Source organism: Nonomuraea sp. NPDC049486 (assembly GCF_040676925.1).
Lineage (GTDB): Bacteria > Actinomycetota > Actinomycetes > Streptosporangiales > Streptosporangiaceae > Nonomuraea > Nonomuraea ferruginea.
This window is the reverse complement of the sequence record NZ_JBFAPV010000022.1, coordinates 60667-74880: the sequence shown is the minus strand read 5'-3', so window position 1 is coordinate 74880 and position 14214 is coordinate 60667. Positions and strand designations below refer to the sequence as shown.

14 protein-coding genes are annotated in these 14214 nt (G+C 72.7%); 2 read left to right on the top strand and 12 right to left on the bottom strand.

All coding sequences use genetic code 11. The features are described from left to right. Positions 1-5: 5 nt before the first annotated feature. From AB0K05_RS40600 to AB0K05_RS40570, 7 genes are all read right to left on the bottom strand, one after another. Entirely contained in the window at positions 6-734 is a 729-nt protein-coding gene (locus tag AB0K05_RS40600) for a nitroreductase family protein (RefSeq protein ID WP_364236608.1), read from the bottom strand. After that, positions 731-3130 carry a beta-ketoacyl-[acyl-carrier-protein] synthase family protein gene (locus AB0K05_RS40595; RefSeq protein WP_364236605.1) on the bottom strand — a complete coding sequence of 800 codons (2400 nt, stop codon included), beginning with the start codon at positions 3128-3130 and terminating at the stop codon, positions 731-733. Before AB0K05_RS40595 ends, AB0K05_RS40600 begins: the two co-directional genes overlap by 4 nt. A 33-nt stretch (positions 3131-3163) precedes the next feature. Beyond that, positions 3164-4240, bottom strand: a complete 1077-nt coding sequence (locus tag AB0K05_RS40590) for a glycine cleavage T C-terminal barrel domain-containing protein (RefSeq protein ID WP_271279724.1) — start codon at positions 4238-4240, stop codon at positions 3164-3166. 3 nt (positions 4241-4243) lie between these two features. Then, complete coding sequence (fabZ, locus tag AB0K05_RS40585; protein WP_148030023.1) at positions 4244-4732, bottom strand: 3-hydroxyacyl-ACP dehydratase FabZ; 489 nt, start codon at positions 4730-4732, stop codon at positions 4244-4246. Next, the gene (locus AB0K05_RS40580) at positions 4729-5019 is read right to left on the bottom strand and encodes a phosphopantetheine-binding protein (protein WP_148030022.1); all 291 of its coding nucleotides are present in this window, start codon (positions 5017-5019) and stop codon (positions 4729-4731) included. The genes fabZ and AB0K05_RS40580 overlap by 4 nt, the downstream gene beginning before the upstream one ends. A 48-nt stretch (positions 5020-5067) precedes the next feature. Then, a complete protein-coding gene (fabG, locus tag AB0K05_RS40575) occupies positions 5068-5817 on the bottom strand; it encodes a 3-oxoacyl-ACP reductase FabG (RefSeq protein WP_187281015.1) in 750 nt (249 codons plus the stop codon). 75 nt (positions 5818-5892) lie between these two features. Beyond that, positions 5893-6039, bottom strand: coding sequence for a hypothetical protein (locus AB0K05_RS40570; protein WP_261808894.1), 147 nt, complete (start codon positions 6037-6039; stop codon positions 5893-5895). Between AB0K05_RS40570 and AB0K05_RS40565 the strand changes: the two genes are divergently transcribed. Continuing rightward, entirely contained in the window at positions 5986-7551 is a 1566-nt protein-coding gene (locus AB0K05_RS40565; protein WP_364236646.1) for an FAD-dependent monooxygenase, read from the top strand. The genes AB0K05_RS40570 and AB0K05_RS40565 overlap by 54 nt on opposite strands. Positions 7552-7820: 269 nt before the next feature. Here the strand turns inward: AB0K05_RS40565 and AB0K05_RS40560 are convergent, their stop codons facing one another. Together AB0K05_RS40560 and AB0K05_RS40555 are read right to left on the bottom strand one after the other, a co-directional pair. Then, the gene (locus AB0K05_RS40560) at positions 7821-9260 is read right to left on the bottom strand and encodes a BTAD domain-containing putative transcriptional regulator (RefSeq protein ID WP_148030020.1); all 1440 of its coding nucleotides are present in this window, start codon (positions 9258-9260) and stop codon (positions 7821-7823) included. Beyond that, positions 9260-10426 (bottom strand): macrolide family glycosyltransferase, encoded by a 1167-nt coding sequence (locus tag AB0K05_RS40555; RefSeq protein ID WP_364236600.1) that lies wholly within the window; start codon positions 10424-10426, stop codon positions 9260-9262. The genes AB0K05_RS40560 and AB0K05_RS40555 overlap by 1 nt, the downstream gene beginning before the upstream one ends. A gap of 206 nt (positions 10427-10632) precedes the next feature. Between AB0K05_RS40555 and AB0K05_RS40550 the strand changes: the two genes are divergently transcribed. Beyond that, complete coding sequence (locus AB0K05_RS40550) at positions 10633-11733, top strand: DegT/DnrJ/EryC1/StrS family aminotransferase (protein ID WP_271279804.1); 1101 nt, start codon at positions 10633-10635, stop codon at positions 11731-11733. 4 nt (positions 11734-11737) lie between these two features. On the opposite strand, the gene AB0K05_RS40545 is transcribed toward AB0K05_RS40550, so the two are convergent. From AB0K05_RS40545 to AB0K05_RS40535, 3 genes are read right to left on the bottom strand one after another with little or no spacing between them, the layout of a single operon-like run. Continuing rightward, positions 11738-12310 (bottom strand): dTDP-4-dehydrorhamnose 3,5-epimerase family protein, encoded by a 573-nt coding sequence (locus tag AB0K05_RS40545; protein ID WP_219548604.1) that lies wholly within the window; start codon positions 12308-12310, stop codon positions 11738-11740. 40 nt (positions 12311-12350) lie between these two features. Next, the gene (locus AB0K05_RS40540; protein ID WP_271279805.1) at positions 12351-13571 is read right to left on the bottom strand and encodes a class I SAM-dependent methyltransferase; all 1221 of its coding nucleotides are present in this window, start codon (positions 13569-13571) and stop codon (positions 12351-12353) included. A gap of 18 nt (positions 13572-13589) precedes the next feature. Further along, a complete protein-coding gene (locus AB0K05_RS40535) occupies positions 13590-14183 on the bottom strand; it encodes a DUF1707 domain-containing protein (protein WP_271279806.1) in 594 nt (197 codons plus the stop codon). Between the last annotated feature and the right edge of the window lie 31 nt (positions 14184-14214).

Genomic DNA, 14214 nt, shown 5'->3' with positions numbered 1-14214 from the left:
GTGTGTCAACTCCCCCACCTCTCCCAGTAGGTGCGTTCCTCCGCGCTGTAGCGCTCAGCCGGGCGAAAGTCGGTTCCCAGGGTGTAGGCGACCGGGATCATGCACACCTGCGTGACCCCCGACGGGATGCCGAGCAGGCGCCCGACCTCCCGTTCGTGGGGGACGTGCAGGCAGGTGATGGTGCTGCCGAGGCCCCTGCTGCGCAGCGCGAGCTGGAAGGACCAGATGGCCGGGAAGATGGAGCCGTAGAAGATGCTGGCCCTGGTCTCGCCGTGCCGCACCAGGTGGCCGGGGTCCTCCGCGACCTTGTCCGCCATCCGCACCCGCCACGCCTCGTTGATGGCCGCGATGTCCGGCGGTCGGCCGAGCACGCACGGGATGACGAGGACCGGCACCGCTTCGAGCGTCTCGGTGAGGGCGAGCGCGGAGGCGTAGTTGCGCTTGGCACGGGCGTCGTTGCGGCGGCGGCCGGCGTTGGTCCAGATGTCGTTGCGGTGGAAGGTCCAGGACGAGCGGATCATCTCCGCCAGCTTCACCTTCACCGCCGGTTCGGTGATCACCAGCCAGCGCCAGTTCTGGTGGTTGTTGGCCGTCGGCGCCTGCACCGCGACCTCCAGCGCCTCCCGTACGATCTCGGGCGGCACCGGCCGGTCCAGGTCGAGCCGGCGGCGCACGGACCGCGTCGTCGTCAGCAGCCGGTCGGTCTCGGCCACGTCGAAGGGCGGTGTGCTCATACCGCCCCCAGCAGAACGGCGCCCGACACCGACCCGGGGGCGGCGGTGAGCGCGAGCGCCTGCTCCACCGGCCCCGGCAGCACGGGATCGGTCAGATACCGGCCGAGGTCACCGGCGACCGGCCGGGCGAGCCCGGTGAGCGCCGGCGCGATCCCGTCGCGGACGGCCAGCGCGGCCATGGCGATGTTCATCGCCCCGCTCGCCGCCTGGCAGTCGCCGATCAGCGCGGCCGACGAGGTCAGCACCCCGCCCGCCGCCCCCAGCACCGCCGCCGCCTCCTCGCGGTCCCGCGACGAACCAGCACCCACCCCGACCACCACCCCCGCCCGCAACCCCAGCCCCCGCGCCACCCCGCCCATTGCGGAGGTCGAGGAGATGGGGGAGGTCCCGGAGTCCGGCGACTTCGCGGAGACCGCGAGTTCCGCCGTGGCCACGGACGTCGCCCCTCCCGCACCGACCGCTTCTGTAGGCGAACTGAGAGATTCAGCGGTTCGCGCGCCCGCCGGGACATGGGCGTCCGTGGGGTCGTGGGTGGCGTGGGTGGTGGCGAGTACCCGGGCGTAGGCCCGGCCGCCGCGGCCCGCGCAATGGTCGGCGGACTCGACGACGAAGGCCACCGCCGCCGACCCCGGCACCGGCTCCGCAGCGCCTGTCTCGTACGGGGTCGGCGGGTCGGAGGGGTCACCGAACGCCTCGCCGGGCCGCTCGTCGGCCGCGACCACCAGGACCACCTCGGCCTTGCCCGCGCTGATCAGCTCAAGGGCGCAGTCGAGCGCGATCGAGGCCGACGCGCCGCCGTTGCAGATGGTGGTGGTCGGCCCGCGCAGGCCCAGCGTCTGGCAGACGGCTCCGCCGGTGGCGTTCAGCACCACGTTGGAGAAGCTCAGGACCGCCGGTTTGTTCGGGTTGAGCGCGATGCTCTCGTCGAAGCCGCCGGTGCTCTCGGCCGACCCCGCGCCGGTGGCGAAGATGAGCCCGACGTCGTCCAGCGCCTTCCTGGGCAGCTTCAGCCCCGCGTCCTCCCACGCCAGGCGCGAGGCCGCGATCGCCATCCGGGACAGCCGGTTCATGTGCCGCCACAACGAGCGCGGCGCGTACGTCCGCCCGTCCAGCGACGGCGGGCGGCCCGCCGCGCGAACCCCGGCCGAGATGGCGGCGCTCACCTCGGCGATGCCCGTGCCCGCGCCGGTGACCGGCCCCAGCCCGGTGATCACCGCCTCCCTGCGGGGCGGGTCCTCGTACGCGCGCGGCCCGCGTGGCCGCGTCAGCACGAGGGAGACGTTGTTGCCGCCGAACGCGTAGTTGTTGGACACGACCGTCTCGATGTCCATGGGCCGGGCCACGTTCGGCACGAAGTCCAGGTCGGTGGCCGCGGGCTCCCCGTCGAAGCCGATGGTGGGCGGGGCCACGCCGTGGCGCAGCGCCAGCACCGCGGCGACCGCCTCGACCGCGCCCGCCGCGCCGAGCGTGTGGCCGAGGAAGGACTTGATGCTGCTGGTGGGCACCTGCCCGGCGCGCTCGCCGAACACCAGGCGCATCACCTTGGCCTCCATGGCGTCGTTGGCCGGGGTGCCGGTGCCGTGACCGCTGACGTAGTGCACGTCGCCGGGCGACAGGCCCGCGTCGGCGAGCGCGCGGCGCATGGCCGCGGCCCCTCCCCTGCCGGTCGGGTCGGGCGCCGTCGCGTGGTAGGCGTCGGCCGACAGGCCGTAGCCCGCGACCTCGGCCAGCGGGACCGCCCCCCGGGCCAGGGCCAGGTCCAGCGGCTCCAGCAGCAGGAAGGCCGCCCCCTCGCCCAGGTTGAGCCCGTCGGAGCGGCTGTAGGGGCGGCACGGGCCGGTGCTGAGCGCCTGCAGCCCGGCGAAGCCCGCGTACGTGCCGAACAGCAGCGGGTCCACGCCGCCGGCCAGGACGGCGTCCGCCTCGCCGGCCAGGATCTTGTCCTTGGCGAGGCCGACCGCGTTCCCGCCGGCCGCGCAGGCGGTCGAGACCAGGATGCGGGGCCCGCGCAGGCCCAGCCGTTCGGCGACCACGTCGCCGGTGCGGTGCATCGGCTGGTAGCGCCCCGCCTGGTCCGGCGTCGCCTGGCACTTGCCGAGGATGATCCCGAACCGCCCGGGGTCGGCGGCCGTCAGCCCCGCCATCGCCTGGCGCGCGGCGACGAGCGCCAGCTGGGCGGTACGGTCGAGAGAGGCGTCGGCGTCCGGCAGTTGCGACGTGATCCACTCGTCGGGCACCTGACCCGCGTGCCTGGCCTCGAACACCGCGTACGCCTCGTCCCGCACGGGGGTGAGGCCGCCGCTGCCGCTGGTCAGCCGGAGCCAGAAGTCCGCGGGGTCGCGACCGGCCGCGCAGATGATGCCCAGGCCGGTGACGACGACGGGCCGCAGCGCCATGGATGTCTCCTTCACGAGAAGCGGGCCGGCCGATCAGATGATCGGCACGCTCCAGCTCTTGGGGACGATGTAGGGACTGGTGAGCGTGGTGACACCGACGCCGCCGGCCGACAGTTCGAGCCCGGCCGCGGCCAGGTCGCGGTCCACGCGGGCCAGGCCGAGGGTGGCGTTCAGCCCGACGCTGTGCACGGCGTGCACGACCTCGCCGATGACCTGGTCGCCCGCCATGAGCCGGGTGCCCGGCGCGGGCACGCCGACCGCGCAGGTGAAGCCGACGGTGGAGCGCCCGGCGCCCGACTCGAAGGCCTCCAGCACGGCCTCGCGGCCCACGAACGACTCCTTGGTGATGTCGACCAGCCAGTTGGCGCCGATCTCGATCACCGAGGCGCCCGGGGTGGCCTCGTGGCGCGGCATCGGCTGGCGGACCTCGAGCATCGCCAGTTCCAGGGCCTCCTGCCCGGCGGGGCGGGCGTGCTCGACCGACAGGCTCCACAGGCCCGGGGCCGACTCCCGGGGCACGATCATCTGGTATCCGTACTCGCCGGTGAAGCCCGTCCTGGCGAAGACGACGTCCACGCCGTCCCAGGTGGCCTCCGCCACGGACTCGAACGGCAGTGAGGCCAGCTCGGCGTCGATCAACCGGCCGACGACGCCCCAGGCGTACGGGCCTTCCAGCCCGACGATCGCCAGGTCCTCCGAGCGGTCGGCGATCTCGGCGCCCTCGTCGTTCCGCGCCCGCAGGTGCTCCAGCAGGCGGGCGCCCGCGCCGCAGGAGCTCTCCAGGAGGATCCCGTCCTCCCGGCCGAAGGCGATCACCTGGTCCACGATCCGCCCGTCCTCGTCGAGGACGAGGCTCATCATGCAGCGGTCGGAGGTGAGGTACTCCACGTCGCGGGCCAGCACCCGCTGGGCGAACTCGACCGCGGCGGGGCCGGTGATCTCGATGAGCCGGTGCCCGCCGAGGTCGATGACCGCGGCGCGTTCCCTCAGCGCCGTGTACTCCTCCGACAGCGCCTCGGGCGAGGCCGAGAAACGCAGCGGCACGGTCGCGTCGCCGATCTCGCCGTAGACGGTGCCCTCAGGATGCGTGGCCGCGAGGACGTTGGTCATGGTTCACACCTTTCGCACAGAACGTTGACCCGCCGGATCGGCGATCGTGAGAATTCCTTCGGCGGCCACCTGGCCCGCCACCCGGGCCGACACGCGGAACTCCGCGAATCCGCCGCCGCCTCCGGTCCGCTCGGCCGTCAGGGCGAGCTGGTCGCCGGGGACGACCGGGCGCCGGAAGCGCATCGACCTGACGCCCGCCAGGTAGCTGATCTCGCTGGCTCCGGCCAGGGCGAAGACCACGCCGGCGAGCTGGGCCAGCGCCTCGACGATCACGATCCCGGGCAGCACCGCCTCGTTCGGGAAGTGGCCCTGGAACCACAGCTCCGTGCCGGCGACGTTCTTGGTGGCCGTGCCCTTGACCCCCGGCTCCACCTTGCCGACCCGGTCCAGCAGCAGCATCGGCCAGCGGTGCGGCAGCACCGCGCGGATCTGGTCGTGGGTCAGCCCGTTCACCGGCCGCAGGCCGGCGGGCTTCGCCTCGGTAACCGTCATCCCCGGGCCCGCAGCGCCGGGTTGATCTCGTCGGCCAGCCGCGACACCGAGCCGAAGACGGCCATCTCGCTGTCGTAGAGCGCGACCCCGAACTCCGCCTCGATGGCGACGTAGAGTTCGAGCACGTCGAGGCTGTCCAGCTCCAGGCCCCGGCCGAACAGCGGCTGGTCGTCGGTGATCCAGCCCGGCTCGATCTCCAGGTCGAGCCGCGAGACGATCATCTTCTTGATCTGGTCGCAGGTCTGCTGGCGTTCGGCGGCCTTCGCGCGCAGTTCGTCGATGGTCATGATTTCTCCTAAGAACACGGCCTAGTGCCTTGGGTCGGGAGGGCCGGCTCACCCGAGGCCGCCGCCGTGGGCGACGACCACCGAGCCGGACATGTACGACGCCTTGTCGGAGGCCAGGAAGCTGACGATCGAGGCGATCTCCTCGGGCCGGCCCATCCGGCCGAGGCGGATGCGCGACTCGTACTGCTTCCTGATGGCGACGGGGACCTTGCGGGTCATGTCCGTGGCGACGAACCCGGGCGCGACGACGTTGGCCCGCACGCCGTGCGGGGCCGCTTCGTTGGACAGCGCGTGCGTGAAGGCGATGATGGCGCCCTTGGAGGCCACGTAGTTCGTCTGGCCGGGGAAGCCGCCGTCCAGCCCGCTGGAGGAGGACAGGGTCACGATCGAGCCGCTGCGCTGGTGCTGCATCAGCTTCAGCGCCTCCCGGCAGGTCAGGAAGGTGCCGATGAGGTTGGTGTCCACCGGGCCGCGGAACTGCTCCAGGCTCATGGCGATGAGGAAGCGGTCCTGGGTGATGCCGGCGCTGGTCACCAGCACGTCGAGGCGGCCGTGGTCGGCCCGGATCTCCCGGAACACGCGACGTACCGACTCCTCGTCGGTGACGTCCGCCCGCGCGCTCGTCGCGCTGCCGCCTTCCTCCTCGATGAGGGCGACGACCTCCTTGGCGTCCTGTTCCGACCTGGCGTAGTTGACGATGACGTGGGCGCCCTCCCTGGCCAGGTCGAGCGCGACGGCCCGGCCGATCCCGCGCGACCCCCCTGTGACCAGGGCCACGGAGCCTTGGGTGAACAGCATCGGCGTCTCCAGGAATTCGGCAATCGCAGAATGACTTGTCTGGATCTACCCCATGTAAGCTACTAACTGGGGATATCACGCCTGTATCATGCGGATATCCCCACATTGACTGAGGTAATCGACATATTCGATGCTGACGCCATGGATCAGCGCGAGGCCGATGTATTGGTGGTCGGGGGCGGGCCCGTCGGATTGTCCGCGGCCATCGAGCTTTCCCGCCACGGAATATCCACCTTGCTGGTCGAAAAACACGAGGGGACGTCGCATTTCCCCAAGGCCCGGCTCATCACCACCCGCACGATGGAGATTTTCCGTTCGTGGGGAATTCAGGACGAGGTGGAAGCCGCGGGAATGCCGCGCGAGGAGTTCCTCGCCGTGGGCGTCGGCAGCTCGCTGACCGCGGACGATTTCGTCCGGTCGGCGGCGGCGCTGCGGCGCGACGCCCCGCACAGCCCCACCTACACCTTCCTCTGCTCCCAGGACCTGCTGGAGGTCATCCTGCGCCGCACCGCCGAGTCGGGGCCGGCGACGGAGGTCAGGTTCGGCACCACCATGACGTCGATGCGCGAGGTCGCGGGCGGCGTCGAGGCGGTCGTCTCGGGCGGCGGCGAGGAGACCCTGGTGCGCTGCCGGTACGCGGTCGCCGCCGACGGCAGCCGCAGCGGGGTGCGCGACTCGCTCGGCATCAAGGCCGAAGGGCCGCCGGTGCTCGGCCACATGATCAGCATCATGTTCGAGGCCGACCTGGGCTTCCTGCCCCGCGACCGGCGGGCCGCGCTGTCCTTCCTGCGCGACCCCCCGTGCGCCGTGGAGGCGGTCGACAGCGGGCGGCGGTGGATGGTGCAGACCGGGTACGAGCCCGAGGAGGGCGGCAGCCCGGCCGACTTCACCGAGGAGGCGTGCCTGGCCGCCGTGCGCGCCGCCGTCGGGGTGCCCGGCCTGCCGGTCACCATCCTCGGCGTGATGCCCTGGCTGCAGCAGGCCAAGGTCGCCGACGGCTTCCAGTCCGGCCGGGTCTTCCTGGCCGGGGACGCCGCGCACGTGGCGACGCCCCAGGGCGGTTTCGGCATGAACTGCGGCATCCAGGACGCCCACAACCTGGCCTGGAAGCTGGCCGCCGTGCTGCGCGGCGCGGCGGGCCCGGCGCTGCTGGACACCTACACGGCCGAACGGCGTCCGGTCGCCGTGTGGACCGTGGACGAGAGCCTGAACAACGCCCTGATCACCTTCAACATGATGGAGGGGCGGCTGTCCATGCGGGAGGCCGTCGACCAGCAGGCGGGCCGGCGCAGCTGCGAAGGGCTGGTGCTCGGCTTCGCGTACGAGTCCGCGGCCGTGGTCCCGGACGGCACCCCCGCGCCCGCGCCCGCCGACCCCTACCGCACCTACGTCCCCTCGGCCCGGCCCGGCCATCGCGCCCCCCACGTGTGGCTTACCGGCCCCGGCGGGCAGGTCTCGACCCTGGACCTGCTCGGCCCCCGCTTCACCCTGATGACGGCGGACCCCGCGTGGGCGCGCGCCTCCGCCCAGACCGGCGCCGACCTGGCCACGGTCCAAATCTCCCCCACCGGCGCGTACGACTCGGCGACCTGGACAGAGGAGTACGGCGTCGGCGAGACCGGCGCGGTTCTCATCCGCCCGGACGGCCACGTCGCCTGGCGAACCACGTCCCCTCCGCACGACGCGGCGCAAGAGCTGTCCACAGCGCTCTCGGCCATCCTCGCCCGAAACTGACACCCGCCCCAACCGCGAGCGCGCAGGTCAAAGGCACCCCGAACGCGGGTGCGGCGCAGGCGGGCGCGCAGATCAGGCGCTCCTCGGACGCGGGCGCGGCGCACGCGGGCGCGCAAATCAGGCGCTCCTCGGACCCGGGCGCGCAGATCAGCGCCGCCCCGAACGCGGGCGCGCAGAGCATGGGCGCGGCGCACGCGGGCGACGCGGACGCAGGGAGCGCCGCGCGGGTCAGACGCGGGCGACGCGGGTGCAGGGAGCGGCCGCGCGGGTCAGACGCGGGCGACGCGGGTGCGGAGGCGGGCGGCGCCGAGGCGGAGGGAGAGCGGGTTGCCGCAGGAGGTGGCGACGAGGTCGGTCACCGCCTCGGGGCCGAGCGCCGTGCCCGCCGCCCCCACGAGCATGTCCGCCAGCTCACGCGCCGCCTCCTCCCCCAGCGGCGCGAGGAACACGCGGTGCGCGCCCTGCCTGGCGACCAGGTCGTCCAGCGGATCGGCGCTGGTCACCACAACCCGGCAGCCCGCCCCGCCCGGCAACAGGGACGCCACCTCGTCGCCGTCGCCGGCGTTGTCCAGCACCACCAGCATCCTTCGGCGGGCGGTCCGGCTGCGGTACAGGGCCACCTTCTCGGCATGGTCGGCGGGAAGGTCACGCTCGCCGAGCGCCCGCAGGAACCGGTCCAGCACGGCGTGGCCCTCGATGCCCGCGAGGTCGGCGAAGAGCTGGCCGTCGGGGAACCAGTCGATCCTGGCGTGCGCCCACCGCAGCACCAGCGTGGTCTTGCCCACCCCCGGCGGACCCGTGACCACAAGAGCGCCGGGCGCCTCCCGCCCGGGCCGCAGCGCGGCGTCGAGCCCGGCCAGCTCCCCGTCCCTGCCCACGAACGGCAGCACCTGCGGCGGCAGCTGGCTGGGCACGACCGGGGCGGGCCGCTGCGCGGGCGGGCGCATCAGCGCGGTCTCGTCGCGCAGGATCTGCTCGTGCAGCCGCCGCAGCGCGGGCCCCGGCTCCAGGCCGATCTGCTCCAGCAGGAAGCGCCGCGTCTCCTGGTACGTGCGCAGCGCCTCGGCCCGGCGCCCGGCGCGGTACTGGGCCAGCATCAGCTGGGCGCGCACCCGCTCGCGGAACGGCGACTCGGCGACCAGGGCGAGCAGCTCGGGGATCACCTGATGGTGCCTGCCCAGCTCGATCTCCAGCTCCAGGCAGGTCTCCAGCGCCTCCAGCCGCCACTCGGCCATCCGCGCGACGTCGTACCGCAGCCCTCTGAGGTCCTCGAACGGGCTGCCGCTCCACAGCGCGAGCGCCTCGCGCAGCAGCGTGACGGCGCCCTGCTGGTCGCGGGCGGCCTGTTCGCGCGCCCGCGCCACCATGGCGGTGAACCTGAGCCAGTCGATGCTGTCGTCGGGCGCCCGCAGGAGATAGCCGGGGCTGGAGGTCTCGATCACGCCCGCGCCGAGCCTGCGGCGCAGCCGTGACACGCAGATCGCGACCTGCCGCCAGGCGCTGCGCGGCGCGGAGCCGGCCCACACCGCCTCGACCAGCCGGTCCACGCTGATCACCCGGTTGGCGTTGAGGAGCAGGCAGGCGAGGATGGCCAGCTCCCTGTTGGCGCTCATCGGCAGCTCGTCGCCGTCCTTGAACACCCGGAGCGGCCCCAGCACGCGGAACTCGAAGGCGGGCCCCGGCGCGGGCCCGGACAGCGGCGCGCCCATCAGGCGGCCCCGGCCGCGCGGCGCCGGAGCACGTCGGCGGCTCGTGAGGTGCCGCCGGCGGACCTGATGTCGCGGCGCATCGCCTCGGCGTTGCGGCGCGACTCCGGGTCGCCCGCCACCGCGAGGACCGCGTCGACCAGGCTCTCCGGGGTCAGCTCGGCCGGCTCGACGACCCGGCCGAGCCCCAGCTCGCCGATCCGCCGCGCGGCCGGCCGGTCGACGGCCGTGGCCGGCACCACGACCATCGGGCAGCCCCAGTAGAGGGCCTCCATGGCCGTGCCCATGCCGCCGTGGGTGACCGCCACCGAGGCGTGTTCGAGCACGCGCAGGTGGGACACCCACCGGCGCACCTCGATCGTGGGCGGCAGCGGGCCGAGCTCGGCCGGGTCCATGCCGTCGCCCAGCGTCACCACGCCGTGCCAGGGCAGCTCGGCGAAGGCGCGCACGCAGGTGCGCACCAGGTCGGGGCGCCCGCTGGCGACGGTGCCGAAGGACAGCAGCGCGACCGGCAGCCCGTCGCCCGGCGGCTCCCATCCGGACAGGAAGGCGCGCTCTCCGAGGCACGGTCCGACGAACGCGAACCGCTCGTCGAAGGTCTCGCCGGCGAACTGGAACGAGCGCGGCAGGGTGACCAGGTTGGAGTCCTGGACCTCCCACCACAGCTCGGCCGGGTCCGCCTCGACGCCGTGCGCGAGCGCCAGGTCCCGCGTCCTGCCGAGCATGTCGTCGACCCAGCCGGGCAGCTCCCGCTCCGCTTCCTGCCCGCCGTAGATGGACGAGAGGTAGGAGAAGTGGGCGTTCGACGCGAACACCGGGATCAGCTGCGTGGCCGGGAGCTTCCACTTCCTTGCCAGGACGCGGCCGGCGTGCAGGATCGAGATGTCGTAGACGATCAGGTCGGGCCGGTCGCGCAGCCGTTCGGCCGCCCGCAGCATCGCCGCGCTCTCGTCCAGGAAAAGGGAGAGCAGGCCCAGCGGGTCGTCCTCCAGCTTGCGCAGATCCACCGACTGGTAGGCCGAGTCGTAGCAGAGCACCGTGGCGCCCGCGCTCTCGATCTGAGGCGCCATCGCGCGCGCGGTCAAATAAGTGACCCGGTTTCCCCGGCGGACCAATTCGGCGACCACGGCAAGGTGGGGAATCACATGACCGTGATCGGGCTGACACATGAAAAGAAAGTGCCGCGTCATGTCACCTCTCCCGCTGGTTCAGCGTATCGGTCGCTCACTCAAGCTAATGATCGGCCGCCGGAAGGCAGCACCCCTAAACTCCCCCTCACCGCGGTTCGCCTCCCCCTGATTCCACCCCCATTCCTAGGGGTTCCGCGCGGCCCGCGGCGCTGTTTACCCTGGCCGCAATTGCGAGGAGGACGACGATGCCCACGCGGGTCTGGGACTATCTACCGGAATACGAATCCGAGCGAGCCGACATCATCGACGCCGTCGAGACCGTGTTCCGCTCCGGTCAGCTCGTTCTGGGCGAGAGCGTGCGCTCCTTCGAGGCGGAGTTCGCCGCCTACCACGGGGTGCGCCACTGCGTGAGCGTCGACAACGGCACCAACGCCATCAAGCTGGCCCTGCAGGCGCTGGGCGTGGGCAGGGGCGACGAGGTCGTCACCGTGGCCAACACCGCCGCGCCGACCGTGGTCGCCGTCGACGCGGTGGGGGCGGTCCCGGTCTTCGTCGACGTCGACCCTCGGACGTACCTGATGGACGTCGGCGAGGTGGAGGCGGCCCTCACGCCGCGGACGCGGTGCCTGCTGCCCGTCCACCTCTACGGCCAGTGCGTCGACATGGCGCCGCTGGAGCGGCTGGCGGCCCGCCACGACCTGGTGATACTCGAAGACTGCGCGCAGGCCCACGGCGCCCGCCACCACGGCCGGCCGGCGGGGTCGATCGGCCACGCGGCGGCGTTCTCCTTCTACCCGACCAAGGTGCTGGGCGCCTACGGCGACGGCGGCGCGACGATCACCTCCGACGGCGAGATCGACCGCGCGCTGCGGCGGCTGCGCTACTACGGCATGGAGGAGACCTACTACGTCGTCGAGACGCCCGGCCACAACGCCCGCCTGGACGAGGTGCAGGCGGAGATCCTGCGCCGCAAGCTGACCCGGCTCGACCGCTACGTCGCCGGCCGGAGAGCGGTGGCCGCCCGCTACGCCGACGGCCTGGCCGGCACCGGCCTGGTGCTGCCCGAGACCGCCGAGGGCAACGAGCACGCCTACTACCTGTACGTGGTGCGCCATCCGCGGCGCGACGAGATCATCGAGGCGCTGCGCGGGTACGACATCCACCTCAACATCAGCTACCCGTGGCCGGTGCACACCATGAAGGGCTTCGCGCACCTGGGTCACGCGCCGGGCAGCCTCCCGGTCACCGAGGCGCTGGCCGGGGAGATCTTCTCGCTGCCGATGTACCCGTCGCTGCCGCCCGGCCTCCAGGAGAAGGTCATCTCCGCGCTCCGCGACGTCCTGTGACAGCTCAGGAGGTGTACTCCGGCAGCAGGCCGGCCGCCGCGGCCTCGCCCAGGGTGCGCGCGGTCCTGTCGCGTTCCGAGAGGATCGGCGGCGGGCCGGCGGGCAGCCGCAGCCCGATCTCCTCGTCGAACACCGAGAGCGTCAGCTCGTTCTCCGCGCGGTACTCCGCCGAGAGCAGGTAGCTCACCACGGTGTCGTCCTCCAGCGCGACGAAGGCGTGGCCGACGCCGGGCGGGAAGTAGACGGCGCGGCCGTTGCCGGCGGTCAGTTCCACCTCGTCCCACCGGGCGAACGTCGGCGACCCCACCCGCAGGTCCACCACCAGGTCGAGGACCCGCCCGCCCGCGCAGTAGACGTACTTGGCGGTGCCGGGCGGCGTGAGCGTGTAGTGGATGCCGCGCACCACGCCGCGCCGGGAGACGTTCCTGCTGGCCTGCGCGACGGGGAACAGCGGCCGCCCGACCGCGGCCACGAACGCCCTCTCCTGGTAAGGCGAGGCGAAGTCGCCCCGCTCGTCGCGGAAGACGTCCGGATCGAACGCGTACGCGCCGGTCACGGCGAGCTCACGGTGCCTCACGGGCGCCCTCCGGCCCGCCGCGCACGGCCGGGGCCCACGGTCAGGCCCCCACGAGGTGGACCTCGGGGACGTACAGGATCCAGCGGCCGCCCGCCTCCCGGAAGGCGGTCTCCTTCGCCATGATCTCCTCCGCGTGGTTCCAGGCGAGCAGCAGCGCGTAGTCGGGGTACGGGTCGGCGAACGCCTCGGGCCCGCGCACCGGGATGTGGGAGCCGGGCGTGAGCCTGCCCTGCTTCGCGGGCGTCGTGTCGCAGACGAACGACACCAGGTCCGGGCCGATGCCGCAGTAGTTGAGCACGGTGGCGCTCTTGGCGGTCGCGCCGTACCCGTAGACGCGGGCGCCCTGATCGCGCAGGCCCGTCAGCAGCGCGACCAGGTCGTCGCGGTTGGCGGCGACCCGGGCCGCGAAGTCGCGCAGCGTCGCGAGTTCGGTCAGCCCCCGGGCCTCCTCCTCCGCCAGCAGGGCGGCCACCGCCGGGGTGGGGGTCCGCGCGCCGCGTCTGGCCAGCGTGTACCGGACCTCGCCGCCGTGCACCGGCAGCCGTTCCACGTCCACCAGCTCGAACCCGTGGCGGCGGGCCATGGCGCGGACGGAGGCGGCGCAGAAGAAGTAGAAGTGCTCGTCGTAGATCTGGTCGAAGGAGCGGCGCGTCACGATGTCGCCGAGGTAGGGGTCCTCGAAGACCAGCACGCCCCCGGGGCGCAGCAGCGCGTCGGCCCCGCTCAGAATGGAGTCCACGTACGGGATGTGGCAGAGCGTGTTGGCCGCGTAGATCACGTCGGCGGGCCCGTCCGCGGCGCGGACGGCGGCGGCGACGCCGGCCTCGAAGAAGTCCTTGCGCACGCGCACGCCCCGGGCCGCCGCCAGGTCGGCCACCCCGCCGGACGGCTCGACGCCGAGATGCCGGACCCCGGCGTCGGCGACGGTCTTGAGCATGGTCCCGTCGTTGCAGCCCAGCTCGACCACGAACGGGTCAGGACCGGTCAGCTCGGTGGCGAGCAGCCGCTTCGCCACGCCCTCGAAGTGCTCGCGCATCACCGCCGACCCCGAGGAGAGGTACGGATAGCTCTCGTGGAACATCCGTTCCCTCGGCACCTCTTCGAGGAGCTGGGCCATCGAGCAGTCCTCACAGACCCCGACGGCCAGGTGGAAGAAGAACTCGGGCGCCGGGTCGCCGGGGAGGACGAAGTGGTCGGAGAGCGGCTGCCTCCCGAAGTCGGCGAACCCGTGCAGCTTTCCTGAACAGACGCGGCACTCCATGCGCTCCTCCATGATCGTTCAGCCCTCGGGATGGCGGTAGCGCACCCACACGTCCCCGGTCTGCACGTATCCGGTGAGCCGGATCAGGACACCGTCGTGGGCGAGCGGCACGGGCGGGCGGTTGAAGACCGCGCCCATCCAGCGCCGTACGACTCCTTCCTCACGGACCAGCCAGCCGCGCGGCAGGATGACGACCACGTCGCCGAACCAGGAGGTGATCTCCACGTCGAGCACGATCTCCCGGTGCGGGCAGTCGGCCATGGTGAAGTCGATCTTCACGGTGCCGAAGCGGCCCGCCTTGGCGCTGATGTACGGGGGCACCGACCAGCGTCCGTGGCGCACGACCTTGCCGCTGCGGGTGTGCAACTCCAGCCCGCCCGTGGTGGGGACGGACAGCGGCATCGTGGGACTGACCGGGACCGGCAGGCCGACCTGCGGAAGGTCCGCCACCAGGGCTTCCAGCTGTCCACGGGTGATGGCGGTGTAGGCGCGGTCGACCCGCTCGTTGAGCTCTTCGAGGGTGATGCGTCCCTCGCCGACCGCGACGCGGAGCATCTCGGCCACTCTCTCGCGATCCTGGTCGCTTGCTCGCATGTCCGGCTGCTCGGTCATGGCGTCCACCCTAGAAGGCTATGAAGGGTCT

Bases quoted from the DNA above. Each gene is read 5' to 3' on its own strand.
- AB0K05_RS40595 (WP_364236605.1), bottom strand. From the start codon at position 3,130: ATGGCGCTGCGGCCCGTCGTCGTCACCGGCCTGGGCATCATCTGCGCG.
- AB0K05_RS40590 (WP_271279724.1), bottom strand. From the start codon at position 4,240: ATGACCAACGTCCTCGCGGCCACGCATCCTGAGGGCACCGTCTACGGC.
- AB0K05_RS40535 (WP_271279806.1), bottom strand. From the start codon at position 14,183: ATGACCGAGCAGCCGGACATGCGAGCAAGCGACCAGGATCGCGAGAGA.
- AB0K05_RS40560 (WP_148030020.1), bottom strand. From the start codon at position 9,260: ATGGGCGCGCCGCTGTCCGGGCCCGCGCCGGGGCCCGCCTTCGAGTTC.
- fabG (WP_187281015.1), bottom strand. From the start codon at position 5,817: ATGCTGTTCACCCAAGGCTCCGTGGCCCTGGTCACAGGGGGGTCGCGC.
- AB0K05_RS40555 (WP_364236600.1), bottom strand. From the start codon at position 10,426: ATGTGTCAGCCCGATCACGGTCATGTGATTCCCCACCTTGCCGTGGTC.
- AB0K05_RS40550 (WP_271279804.1), top strand. From the start codon at position 10,633: ATGCCCACGCGGGTCTGGGACTATCTACCGGAATACGAATCCGAGCGA.
- AB0K05_RS40540 (WP_271279805.1), bottom strand. From the start codon at position 13,571: ATGGAGTGCCGCGTCTGTTCAGGAAAGCTGCACGGGTTCGCCGACTTC.
- AB0K05_RS40580 (WP_148030022.1), bottom strand. From the start codon at position 5,019: ATGACCATCGACGAACTGCGCGCGAAGGCCGCCGAACGCCAGCAGACC.
- AB0K05_RS40600 (WP_364236608.1), bottom strand. From the start codon at position 734: ATGAGCACACCGCCCTTCGACGTGGCCGAGACCGACCGGCTGCTGACG.
- fabZ (WP_148030023.1), bottom strand. From the start codon at position 4,732: ATGACGGTTACCGAGGCGAAGCCCGCCGGCCTGCGGCCGGTGAACGGG.